The organism is Bordetella petrii (assembly GCF_017356245.1).
GTDB classification, from domain to species: domain Bacteria; phylum Pseudomonadota; class Gammaproteobacteria; order Burkholderiales; family Burkholderiaceae_B; genus Bordetella_A; species Bordetella_A petrii_D.
In genome coordinates this window covers 595,794-607,790 of record NZ_JAFMZZ010000001.1, presented here as the reverse complement: position 1 = coordinate 607,790, position 11,997 = coordinate 595,794, and the positions used below count along the sequence as shown (strand labels likewise).

The window sequence follows — 11,997 nt, the reverse complement described above, 5'->3', positions numbered from 1 at the left end:
CGCAGTCATTTAGGCGCCCAGCGCGCAGGAGGAAGGGACATGAGCGGGAAACTGGCATACGTTACGGGCGGCATGGGCGGCATCGGCACGGCGATCTGCCGCCGGCTTGCCAAAGACGGTTTTCGCGTGGTGGCCGGCTGCGGTCCCAGCCGCAATTACCAGCAATGGATCGACGAGCAGGCGGCGCAGGGCTACACCTTCTATGCGTCGGTGGGCAATGTGTCCGACTGGGATTCCACCGTGGCGGCGTTCGAGCGCGTTACGCGCGACCTGGGGCCGGTCGATGTGCTGGTCAACAACGCCGGCATCACCCGCGACGGCCTGTTCCGCAAGATGTCGGCCGACGACTGGCGCGCGGTGATCGACACCAACCTGAACAGCCTGTTCAACGTGACCAAGCAGGTTATCGACGGCATGGTCGAACGCCAGTGGGGCCGCATCGTCAACATCAGTTCGGTCAATGGGCAGAAGGGCCAGTTCGGGCAGACCAACTATTCCACCGCCAAGGCCGGCATCCATGGCTTTACCATGGCGCTGGCGCAGGAAGTGGCCAGCAAGGGCGTCACGGTGAACACCGTGTCGCCCGGGTATATTGGTACCGACATGGTGCGCGCCATCCGGCCCGACGTGCTGGAGAAAATCGTTGCCACGATTCCGGTGCGCCGCCTGGGCACCCCCGAGGAAATCGCTTCGATTACATCGTGGCTGTCTTCGGATGAATCGGGTTTTGCCACGGGCGCCGACTTCTCGCTTAACGGCGGCCTGCACATGGGCTGATTCGCCCGCCGGCCGGGAAGGCGCCAGGCAGCCTTTCCGGCTTACACTTGGAATACTTCAAAGTTAAAAGAGATCGCCCGATCTCGGGGACAACCAATGACGCAAGCACAACCCGGCGCCAGCCTACGCCTGATCAAAAAGTACCCCAATCGCCGTCTGTACGATACGCAGACCAGCACCTACATTACCTTGGCCGACGTCAAGCAACTGGTGCTGGCCAGCGAAGAGTTCCAGGTGGTCGATGCCAAGAGCGGCGACGACCTGACGCGCAGCATCCTGCTGCAGATCATTCTTGAAGAAGAAAGCGGCGGCATGCCCATGTTCTCGTCGAACATGCTGTCGCAGATCATCCGCTTCTACGGCCATGCCATGCAGGGCATCATGGGTTCGTACCTGGAAAAGAACATCCAGGCCTTCATGGAAATCCAGCAGCGCATGGCCGAGCAGTCCAAGGGGCTGTATGGCAGCCAGTTCGGGCCCGAGGCCTGGGCGCAGTTCATGAACGTGCAGACGCCCATGCTGCAGAACATGATGAACAACTATATCGACCAGAGCAAAAACCTGTTCGTGCAGATGCAGGACCAGATGCAGGACCAGACCCGCGCCATGTTCTCGACTTTTCCGTTCACGCCGGGCGGCGGGGCGCAGGGCAGCGGCGGCGGCCGCAAGTAGCGCCGCGCCGGCTGCCCGGGGCAAGAACGGCGGCAGACCGGCGCGGGAAATAGCGCGGTTTGCGATATGTCAGGAGCTTGTCAGCTTGTTCACGATACAGTAATGAAAACGGTTCTTGTTTAAGTTGAGAACCGTTTTTCCTATTCTGTATAACGAGGCTCCGCATATGTTGAAAAAAGTCTTGGCGCTGGCCGCTGGCCTGGCGCTGTCGGGCAGCGCCCTGGCGGTCGAATACCCCATCGGCGAGCCGGTGCAAAAGGGTGGCATGGAAATCGGCGCGGTCTATCTGCAGCCCATCGAAATGGACCCCCCCGGCATGATGCGTCCCGCCAAAGACTCCGACGTGCACCTCGAGGCCGACATCCACGCCACGGCCGACAACAAAACCGGTTTCCCCGAAGGTGAATGGGTGCCGTACCTGGTCGTCAAGTTCGAGATCCAGAAAGTCGGCAGCCAGAACGTGCAGAAAGGCACGTTCATGCCCATGGTGGCCAATGATGGCCCGCACTATGGCGACAACGTCAAGCTCGAAGGCCCGGGCAAGTACAAGCTCAAGTACACCGTCATGCCGCCCACGGCCGACAAGATGAGCCACTTCGGCCGCCACGTCGACAAGGAAACCGGCGTGGGCCCGTGGTTCGAGCCCTTCGATATCGAATATGAATTCGTCTTTGCCGGCACCGGCAAGAAAGGCGGGTATTGATCGTGCGCCGCCGTCTTGCCTGGCTGGCCGCGCTGGCGCTGTGCACCGGCTTGTCCGCCGCGCTGCCGGGCGCGGCCCGCGCCGAGCTGCCCACGTTCACACTCACCTTCAAGCCCGACGGCACCTTCGAGCCGGCCCGCCTGGAAGTGCCGGCCGGGCGCTTCAAGATCGAGTTGATCAACGATAGCAACGAGCCCGTCGAGTTCGAAAGCATTCCCCTGCGCAAAGAAAAAGTGATGGGCCCCGGCGTCAAGTCGTTCGTGGTGATCACCATCTCGCGGCCGGGCGAATATCCCTTCTTCGATGATTTCCACCAGGACGTGCGCGGCACGCTGGTGGTGCTTCCCAAGGACTGATCCGGCGGCATTCATGGAACAGGTACTTTTCATCGTCTGGCGCGAAAGCGTCGAAGCCCTGCTGATCGTGGGCATTCTGTTTTCGTGGCTGCGCGCCAGTCCCGAAGGCCGCCGCGGCATGCCCTATCTGTGGGGCGGCGTGGCGGCCGGCCTGGCCCTGGCCGTGGCCCTGGCGCTGGTGCTGCTGGGCGTGTCGTCCTGGCTCAGCGACGAGGGGCAGGAATGGTTTCAGGCCGGCATGTCGCTGGTGGCGTGCGCGCTGGTGGTGCAGATGGTCGTGTGGATGAAAAAGCACGGCCGCACGCTGAAAGGCGAACTCGAATCCGGGGCCAGCGCCTCGATGGCCCACGACAATTGGTGGGGTCTGCTGGTGCTGGTCATGATCGCCGTGGCGCGCGAAGGCAGCGAAACGGTGGTGTTCCTGTATGGCAGCGTGGCGGCCGGGCAGGGCGCCGATACGGCCCTGCTGGCGCTGGCCGGCGTGGCCGGCTTCGCCATCGCGCTTCTTACGTTCTGGCTGCTGCAGCTGGGCGGCAAGCTGATCACCTGGCGGCGCTTCTTCCGCCTGACCGAAATCCTGCTGCTGCTGCTGGCCGGCGCCCTGCTGATGGGCGGCCTGGACCGCCTGATATCGTTGGGGGTGCTGCCGACGCTGGTCGATCCCCTCTGGGACAGCTCCCGGCTGCTCGACGACAGCAGCGGTCTGGGCAAGGTGCTGGCCGACTTCGCCGGCTATCGCGCCTACCCGGCCTTGATGTCGGTGCTGTTGTGGCTGGCGTATTGGGTAGTGGTATGGGCGCTGTTGCGCAGGGCAGGCAGGCCGCCGGCCCGGGCGGCCGTGCCCGCGTAATGATGTTGCTCGACCGGCCGGCGCTCTTGCCGGCCATGGTATTTGAAGGTTGATTCATGGCCGCCGTACTCGGGCGCTCCGCCGCCCGCTTCGCCGATTTCCTGCGCGACCATGCCTCGCTGCTGCGCAAGCTGCAGTGGGGCATCGTCGCCATCTACGCGTTCCTGCTGATCGTTCCGCCGCTGCTGCCGCTGCCCGACAACGCCGCCACGGTGTTCAACAACCTGACCATCGTGGCGCAGTTCGCGTTCTGGGGCGTCTGGTGGCCGTTCGTGCTGGTGTCCATCCCGTTGCTGGGGCGCGCCTGGTGCGGCTGGCTGTGCCCCGAAGGCATGCTGACCGAATGGGCCAGCGAACACGGGCAGGGCCGCTCCATCCCGAAGTGGATGCGCTGGGGCGGCTGGCCGTTCGTGGCGTTCGCGCTTACCACCGTGTATGGCCAGCTGGTCAGCGTGTACCAGTATCCGCTGGCGGTGCTGGCGGTGCTGGGCGGCTCCACCATGGCCGCCATGGTGGTGGGGTGGCGCTATGGGCGCAGCAAGCGCGTGTGGTGCAAGTACCTGTGCCCGGTCAACGGCGTGTTCAACCTGCTGGCCAAGCTGGCCCCCTGGCACTTCAAGGTCAACGAAGAAGCCTGGCGGCACCCGGTCATCCGCATCGAGCCGGTCAATTGCGCGCCGCTGGTGCCGCTGCGGCACATGAAGGGCGCGGGCGATTGCCATGTGTGCGGCCGCTGCAGCGACTACCGCGGAGCCATCGCCCTGACGCCGCGTTCGCCCGAAGAAGAAATCGTGCACGTGGCCACCGGCGACGGCTGGCAGACCGCCCTGATCTGCTTCGGGCTGATGGGCATCGCCATCGGCGCGTTTCTCTGGAGCGCCAGCCCGTGGTTCGTGACGGTGAAGCAATGGGCGGCCACCTGGCTGGTCGAGCGCAATATCCTGTGGCCGCTGATGGACAACGCGCCCTGGTTCATCCTGACCCACTACCCGGAAATGAACGACAGCTTCTCGTGGCTGGACGGCGCCGGCATCCTGCTGTTCGTGGTGGGCAGCACGGTCATCGTGGGCGGCGGCGCCTTTGCCGGGCTGTGGGCCGCTGACCGCGCCGCGCCCGCGCGTCTGCCGGGCGGACGCCTGGCAGGCCTGCACAAGCTGGCGCAGGCGCTGATCCCGGCGGCCGGCATCGGCGTGTTCCTGGGGCTGTCGGCCACCACCATCACCCTGCTGGGGCACGAAGGCGTGGAAACCGGCTGGGCCGATCCGGTCCGCTTCACGCTGCTGACGCTGGCCGTGGCCTGGTCGCTGCGGCTGGGCTGGCGCCTGCTGGCCCAGCGCGCCGTGGCGTGGCCGCGCAAGGCGGCGGCCTGGCTGCTGATGGCTGCCGGCCTGGCGCCGTTCTGCACGGCCTGGGTGCTGTTCTTCGCCGTGTGGTAGCAGGCGGCGCGCTATCATCGGCGTTCGCCCCGAACGCCGCCGCGCCGCCATGCATACTTACGCTTTCCGCCTGCTCAACGTCTTTGCCGACACCACGTTCGGCGGAAATCCGCTGTGCGTGTTCGAAGATGCGCGCGGGCTGGACGACCAGGCCATGCTCGACCTGGCGCGGCAGTTCAACCTGTCTGAAACCACCTTCATCCTGCCCGCCGCGCAGGCCCACGCGCGCGTGCGCATCTTTACCCCCGGCTATGAAATGCGCTTCGCGGGGCACCCCACACTGGGCACCGCTCACGTGGTGCGCGAACTGGCCGCGGCCGGCGACAGGCTGACGCTGGAATTCGCCGCGGGCCTCGTGCCGGTAGAGGCGCGGGGCGATACCTGGACACTGACCGCCCCCGCGGCCGGCGCGCCCAGGACGGCCGCGCCGGCGCTGCCGGCGGAAGAGATTGCCGGCCAGCTGGGCCTGCGCGCCGATGACCTGCTGGATGCGCCGATGTGGGTCGACACCGGCGCCGATCAATTGCTGGTGCCGCTGAAGTCCGTCGAGGCCGTGCAACGCGCGCAGCCCGACAGCGCCCGGCTGCATCGCTGGCAGCCCAGCAGCCTGGGACGCAAGACAGCCTATGTATTCGCGTTCGATCCGGCGCCCGGGCGCGATGGCCGGCAGGTGGTGCAGGCCCGGTATTTCTTCACGAAAGAGGGGGGCGGCGTGGCCGAAGATCCGGGCACGGGCTCGGCCTGCGCCAACCTGGGCGGCTGGCTGGTGGCGCGCGGCAAGGCGTTGCCGGCGCGCATCGAAGTCAGGCAGGGCAGCCAGGTGTCGCGGCCTTGCCGCCTGTACCTGGATGTGGCGCGCGATGGCGCGATCCGGGTAGCGGGTCAGGTAATCGAACTGGGCCGCGGTACGGTGCGCATTCCGCGGCCCTAGCCTTTGTTCATGCGGGCCCGGGGGCGGTCAGTTCGGCTTGGCCTTGGCCGGGTCGACCTTGATGTCGTTCTGCACCTGTTTCACGCCCTCGACGTCGCGGGCCACGCGGGCGGCCTGTTCGACTTCGGCCTCGGTGCCGACGCTGCCCGTCAGGGTGACCGTGCCGCTGGTGGTCTCGACGGCGATATCCAGCGCGCTGAGCGTTTCATCGGCCACGAAGGCCGCCTTGACCTTGGTGGTGATGACCGCGTCCGAGGCATACTCGCCCATCGATTGCTTGGGCGCTTCGCCTTCGGCGGCCTGGGCCGTCGCGCCGAGCAGTACGCCGGCGCCCACGGTGGTGGCAACGATCAGTTTGCGCAGTTTCATGAGGCTCTCCTTGTGTTGCGGGGCAGCAGGGCGGCACGGCGGGATGGCCCGCCGCCCGCGCTTATTTTTTCCGGAAGGCACCGCTCAGGATCGACAGCAGGGCCAGGATCAGGAACACGAAGAACAGGATCTTGGCGATGCCCGCGGCGCCGGCGGCGATGCCGCCGAAGCCCAGTACTGCGGCGATGATGGCGATGACGAAGAAAACAGCGGCGTAATACAGCATGTGGTTCTCCTCGGATCAAACGGGACTTAGCGGTTGGCGTCGAAGAAGGCCCGCACTTCCTTCTGGGCTTCTTCCCGGGTCTTGCCGTAGCGCTCCTGGATCAGGCCGGCCAGCCGTTCCGCATTGCCTTCGGTGCGGGTCAGCTCGTCGTCGGTGAGTTCGCCCCACGCGGCCTTCGCTTTACCAGTCAATTGCTTCCACTTGCCTGCAACGATGTCGTTGTTCATGGCGGTTCTCCTGGTTGATGAGCGTGTTACCACCGTACGGGGGGCAAACCAGGGTGTCAAACGCGGCTGTAGGCAAATGTAAGCCGCGGCGCGGGCGCTGTCGCGACCGCGCGAAGCAGGGTTGATGCTGCAAGCGGAGTTACAGTTCAGTAAAGTTTTGAGCTGCTTTGACGGGCCGGCGTAACCGGCCATGCGCGCGACGGCGCGCGCAGGCCGCGCGGCGCCATCGCGCGGGGCTCAGCCGGCCGCGACGCGCTGCTTCAGGTGCGCCAGCGCCGCTTCCACCTGGTCCACCAGCACCAGGCACAGGTCGCCCGGCGCCAGGCCGGCCAGCGCCGTATCGATGGCCAGGAACTCGCCGTGTATCTCTTTCACGTTGCTGGCGCGCCGTGCGCCGGCCAGGCCTTGGCGCAGCAGGGCCAGCACCTCGCCTTCGGCGCGGCCGCGCTGGCATTGGTCTTCGTATAGCACCACCGTGTCGAAGGCATCGCCCAGGATCTCGGTCTGGCGGCGCAGGTCGTCGTCGCGCCGGTCGCCCGCGCCGCTGATCACGACGCTGCGCCGCTGCGCCGGCAGCGCCTCGACGGCCTGCACCAGCGCCTGGATGGCGTCGGGGTTGTGGCCGTAGTCGGCGATGACCGTGGCGCCCCGGTAGTCGAACATGTTGAAGCGCCCGGGCACGGTCTGCGCATCGCTGACGAAGCTGGCCAGGCCCTGGCGGATCACAGGCCAGCCGACGCCCAGCGACCAGGCCGCGGCAATGGCCGCCATGGCGTTGTCCACCTGGAAGGCGATGGCGCCGTTGTGGGCAAGCGGGATGTCGGCCAGGGCAATGCGGGTTTCGGTGTCGCCCTGCGCCGCCACGATGGCCGGGCCGTCGCGGTACACCACGCGATGGCCCTGCGCGCGGTGCGTGCCGATGAGCGGATGCGCGGGGTCGCTGGAAAAGAAGGCCACGGCGCCCGGGCAGGCAGAGGCCATGTCGGCCACGATGGGATCGGTGGCGTTCAGCACCGCCGTGCCGCCGGCGTGCACGTACTGCACGATGACGCGCTTGACCACGGCCAGGTCTTCGACCGTGCTGATGTAGCCCAGGCCCAGGTGGTCGCCCATGCCCAGGTTGGTGACAATGGCCACGTCGCAGCGGTCGAACGCCAGGCCCTCGCGCAGGATGCCGCCGCGCGCGGTCTCGAACACCGCCGCGTCCACGCCCGGATGCGCCAGGATGCGGCGCGCGCTGCGCGGGCCGCTGCAGTCGCCGCTGTCGATGCCGCGCGCGCCGATATAGACGCCGTCGGAGTTGGTCATGCCGACCCGCCGGCCGGTGCCGGCCAGCAGGTGCGCGGTCAGCCGCACGGTGGTGGTCTTGCCGTTGGTGCCGGCCACCGCCACCACCGGGATGCGGCCGTCGTCGCCATCGGCGAACATGCTGGAAATAATGGCCTCTCCCACCGCGCGGCCCTTGCCGAACGAGGGGCTCAGGTGCATGCGCAGCCCCGGCGCCGCGTTGACCTCGACCACGCCGCCGTGCTGCTCTTCGAGCGGCAGGTGCACGGTTTCGGCCACCACGTCCACGCCGCAGATATCCAGGCCCACCATGCGGGCCGCGGTCACCGCGCGCGCCGCCAGCTCGGGATGCACTTCATCGGTGACATCGGTGGCGGATCCGCCGGTGCTCAGGTTGGCATTGTGGCGCAGCGCCACCAGCGTGCCCGCCGCGGGCACCGAGTCGGCATCGCAGCCCTGTTTTTTGAGCGTGGCCAGCGCGATGTCGTCGAAGCGGATCTTGGTCAGCGAGGTAGCGTGGCCGTCGCCGCGCAGCGGGTCGGCATTGACCTGCTCGACCAGTTCGCGGATGGTGTGGCGCCCGTCGCCGGTGACTTGCGGGGGATCGCGGCGCGCCGCGGCCACCAGACTGTCGCCCACGACCAGTAGGCGGAAATCGTGGCCGGGGATATAGCGTTCGACAATGACTTCGCCGCTGATGTCGGCCGCCGCCTGGTAGGCGGCCATGACCTGCTCGCGCGTCTCGACGTTGACCGCCACGCCGCGCCCCTGGCTGCCGTCGCGCGGCTTGAGCACGACCGGCCCGCCCAGTTCGCGGGCGGCATCCCACGCGGCTTGCGGATCCGATACCGAGCGGCCCAGCGGCACCGGCACGCCGGCCGCGTCGAGCAGCATCTTGGTCAGGTCTTTGTCTTGCGCGATGGATTCGGCAATGGCGCTGGTGGCATCGGTTTCGGCCGCCTGGATGCGGCGCTGGCGGCTGCCCCAGCCGAACTGCACCATGCTGCCCTGGGTGAGGCGGCGGAAGGGAATGTTGCGGGCCATGGCGGCGTTGACGATGGACGCGGTGCTGGGGCCCAGGCGCAGGTCTTCGTCGAGCTCGCGCAGGCGCGCCAGCGCGCCGGCCAGGTCGAACGGCGCATCGGCCAGCGCCGCGTCGATCAGTTGCGCGGCCTGTTCGACAGCCAGCCGGCCCACGGCTTCTTCGCTGTATTCCACCACGATCTGGAACACGCCGGGCTCGATGGTGGCGGCAGTGCGGCCAAAGGCCACCGGGCAGCCGGCATGCGCCTGCAGCGCCAGCGCGCTTACCTGCAGCACGTGCGCGATCGACAGCGCTTCCTGCTGGCCGTCGGGCCGCAGCCTGCCGATCTGCGGGAAGCGCGCGCGCAGCCGGGCCTCGAACTCGGGCAGGTGCTCGTCGATGGCGCACTCGGCGTCGTGGCAGGTGACGATGGCTTCGATCGCGGTATTGCGGCTCCAGAGATTGGGGCCGCGCAACGCTCGGATACGGGAGACTTCCATGAGCAGGGGTCCTGGGGCTTTATTGTTGGATCCAGCGGCGCACGCGGTCGATGGTGGGGCCGGAATAGGCTTCGTCGGACTGCAGCAGCACGAAATCGCCGGCCCGGATGGAGTCGAGCGCCATGCCGATGGCGCGGGCATGATCGGGCTCGTCGTGCACCTCGACCGGCCGCGGGCCCTGCGCCAGGCCCTGGCGCAGCAGCGCGCGGGCCTGGCCGGCCGGACGCCGGCTGGACACCGTGGCGTCGTCGTAAAGCACTACGCGGTCGAAGGCGCCGGCCAGCAGGCGGCCCTGCTCGATCAGGTCGGCGTCGCGGCGGTCGGCCCCGGCCGCGTAGACGGCGCAGCGGCGGCTGGCCGGGAAGCGGGCCGCGGCATCGAGCAGGGCCCGCAGCGCCGAGGCGTTGTGCACGTCGTCCACCACCACCGTGGCGCCGCCCCGCTCGAACAGGGTGAACTGCCAGGGGGCGTCGGCCTGGTCGATGTCGAAGGCCTCGATGCCGGCGCGGATGATGGGTTCGGGTATGCCCAGCGCCCAGGCGGTGCCGACAGCCGCCAGCACATTCTCGACCTGGAACTCGACCCGCGCGCCGTGGGTCAGCGGTATGGCCGCGATGTCGGCCAGCAGTGTCTCGTTGCGGCCCTCGGCCAGCACGATCGAGCCGCCGCGCAGGAACACTGCCCGCCGGCCCTGCGCGAGCTGACCGGCGATGGCCGGCAGGGCGGGGTCGATGCCGAAAAACACCACGTCGCCGTCGCACAGCGGCGCCATGCCGGCCACGCGCGGGTCGCGCGCATTGAGCACGGCCGCGCCGCCGGGCAGCACCACGTCGACCTGGGTGCGGAACACGTCGACCAGGCGGTCGGTGTCCTGGATGTCGAAATCGCCCAGGTGGTCGCCCTGGTCGATGTTGGTGACCACGCCGACCTGGCAGCGGTCGTAGGCCAGGCCCTGGCCCAGGATGACGCCGCTGTCGTTCTCGATGACCGCGGCCTCGACGCTGCGGTTCATCAGCAGCCGCCGGCCGCTGGCCCAGTCGGCGCGGTCGCCGGCCTGCACCAGCCGAGCGCCCAGGTACAGGCCTTCGCTGCAGGCCAGCCCGGTGTGCCGGCCGGACAGCGCCAGCAGGCGCGCCACCAGGCGCGCGACCACCGTCTTGCCATTGGTGCCGGCGATGCCCACCACCGGGATGCGGCCGTCGTCGCCGGCCGGAAACAGGTGGTCGACGATGGCGCGGCCCACCGGGCGCGGCGGGCCGTCGGCCGGTTTCAGGTGCATCAGCAGGCCCGGCCCGGCGTTCACTTCGACAATGGCGCCGCGCTGCCCGTCCAGCGGCTGCGAGATGTCTTCGGCCACCAGATCCACGCCGGCCACGTCCAGGCCCACGATCTTCGCGGCCAGCGCCACGGTGGCCGCGGTATCGGGGTGCACGCGGTCGGTGACGTCGAAGGCCACGTTGCCGCTGCGCTGGATCAGCACGCGCCGGCCCGCCGCGGGCACGCTGTCGGCCGACAGCGATTGGCGCGCCAGTTCCAGGCGCGCCGCGGAATCCAGGCGCACAACGTTCAGGGGATGGTTTTCGGTACGGCCGCGGCGCGGATCGCTGTTGATCTGCCGTTCGACCAGGCTCGACACGGTGTTCTCGCCGTCGCCGGTGATCCAGGCCGGCTCGCCGGCGGCCGCCGCGACCAGACGGTCGCCCACCACCAGCAGGCGATGTTCATTGCCCGGCACGAAGCGTTCGACCAGCACGCCGCTGCCTTCTTCGACCGCCACGGCGTAGGCCGACAGCACTTCGGCCTGGCTGGCCAGGTTGGTGAACACGCCCCGGCCGTGGTTGCCGTCGCAGGGCTTTACCACCACCGGCAGGCCGATGTCCTGCGCGGCTTCCCAGGCATCTTCGGGGCTGTCGGCCTGGCGGCCTTCGGGCACCGGCACGCCGCATTCCGACAGCAGCGCCTTGGTCAGGTCTTTGTCGCGCGAGATGCCCTCGGCGATGGCGCTGGTGCGGTCGGTTTCGGCGGTCCAGATGCGGCGCTGGCGCGCGCCATAGCCGAACTGCACCAGGTTGCCCTCGAACAGCCGGATGCAGGGGATGTCGCGGTCGTCGGCGGCATCGACGATGCATGCCGTGCTGGGCCCCAGGCAATGGCTGTCGACCAGGTCATGCAGCCGGCCGACGCTGCGCGGCACGTCGAACGGGCGGTCCTGGATGGCCGCCATGACCAGTTCGCGCGCTTCTTCCAGCGCGGCGCGGGCCACCTGTTCCTGCCAGGCCCGCACCACCACCTTGTAGACCCCGCGCGTGGAGGTTTCGCGCGCCTTGCCGAAACCGCCGGGCAGGCCCGCCAGGGTCTGCAGTTCGAGCGTGACGTGTTCCAGAATGTGGCCGGGCCAGGTGCCTTCGCGCAGGCGCTGCAGGAAGCCGCCGCGCACGCCGGGGCTGCAGCGGTGTTCGATCAGGCCGGGCAGCCAGGCGGACAGCCGTTCGTAGAGCCCCGGAATGGTATTGGACGGGTAGTCTTCCAGGGCGCCGATATCGACCCAGGCTTCAAGCACCGGGCGGTAGGTCCAAATGTTCGGGCCGCGCAAAGCCACGACATCGAGAAATTCAATGTCTTTGTCTTTCATGTTTGAG

Annotated in this window: 12 protein-coding genes; 7 read left to right on the top strand and 5 right to left on the bottom strand. The window is 68.2% G+C overall.

Going from position 1 to position 11,997, the window contains the following annotated elements; genetic code table 11:
- Positions 1-39 precede the first annotated feature (39 nt).
- From phbB to J2P76_RS02895, 7 genes are all read left to right on the top strand, one after another.
- Entirely contained in the window at positions 40-777 is a 738-nt protein-coding gene (gene phbB / locus J2P76_RS02925) for an acetoacetyl-CoA reductase (protein WP_207404354.1), read from the top strand.
- 96 nt (positions 778-873) lie between these two features.
- Positions 874-1,449 (top strand): polyhydroxyalkanoate synthesis repressor PhaR, encoded by a 576-nt coding sequence (gene phaR / locus J2P76_RS02920; protein WP_207404352.1) that lies wholly within the window; start codon positions 874-876, stop codon positions 1,447-1,449.
- A gap of 166 nt (positions 1,450-1,615) precedes the next feature.
- Entirely contained in the window at positions 1,616-2,152 is a 537-nt protein-coding gene (locus J2P76_RS02915; RefSeq protein ID WP_207404351.1) for an iron transporter, read from the top strand.
- Positions 2,153-2,175: 23 nt separating this feature from the next.
- Positions 2,176-2,508, top strand: a complete 333-nt coding sequence (locus tag J2P76_RS02910; protein WP_207409093.1) for a cupredoxin domain-containing protein — start codon at positions 2,176-2,178, stop codon at positions 2,506-2,508.
- Between the two features lie 13 nt (positions 2,509-2,521).
- Positions 2,522-3,358: an FTR1 family iron permease gene (locus J2P76_RS02905; RefSeq protein ID WP_207404349.1), complete on the top strand. Its 837-nt coding sequence runs from the start codon at positions 2,522-2,524 to the stop codon at positions 3,356-3,358.
- A gap of 56 nt (positions 3,359-3,414) precedes the next feature.
- Positions 3,415-4,794: a 4Fe-4S binding protein gene (locus J2P76_RS02900; protein ID WP_207404348.1), complete on the top strand. Its 1,380-nt coding sequence runs from the start codon at positions 3,415-3,417 to the stop codon at positions 4,792-4,794.
- A 49-nt stretch (positions 4,795-4,843) separates the two neighbouring features.
- On the top strand, positions 4,844-5,725 hold the full coding sequence (locus tag J2P76_RS02895; protein WP_207404346.1) for a PhzF family phenazine biosynthesis protein: 882 nt from the start codon (positions 4,844-4,846) through the stop codon (positions 5,723-5,725).
- A 27-nt stretch (positions 5,726-5,752) separates the two neighbouring features.
- On the opposite strand, the gene J2P76_RS02890 is transcribed toward J2P76_RS02895, so the two are convergent.
- The 5 genes from J2P76_RS02890 to cphA (J2P76_RS02870) form a co-directional block, all read right to left on the bottom strand.
- Entirely contained in the window at positions 5,753-6,094 is a 342-nt protein-coding gene (locus J2P76_RS02890) for a BON domain-containing protein (RefSeq protein ID WP_207404345.1), read from the bottom strand.
- Between the two features lie 61 nt (positions 6,095-6,155).
- Complete coding sequence (locus J2P76_RS02885) at positions 6,156-6,320, bottom strand: DUF1328 family protein (RefSeq protein ID WP_207404343.1); 165 nt, start codon at positions 6,318-6,320, stop codon at positions 6,156-6,158.
- 26 nt (positions 6,321-6,346) lie between these two features.
- Complete coding sequence (locus J2P76_RS02880) at positions 6,347-6,547, bottom strand: CsbD family protein (protein ID WP_207404342.1); 201 nt, start codon at positions 6,545-6,547, stop codon at positions 6,347-6,349.
- A gap of 237 nt (positions 6,548-6,784) precedes the next feature.
- Positions 6,785-9,358: a cyanophycin synthetase gene (gene cphA, locus J2P76_RS02875; protein WP_207404341.1), complete on the bottom strand. Its 2,574-nt coding sequence runs from the start codon at positions 9,356-9,358 to the stop codon at positions 6,785-6,787.
- A gap of 19 nt (positions 9,359-9,377) precedes the next feature.
- A complete protein-coding gene (cphA, locus tag J2P76_RS02870; RefSeq protein ID WP_207404339.1) occupies positions 9,378-11,990 on the bottom strand; it encodes a cyanophycin synthetase in 2,613 nt (870 codons plus the stop codon).
- Positions 11,991-11,997: the final 7 nt, after the last annotated feature.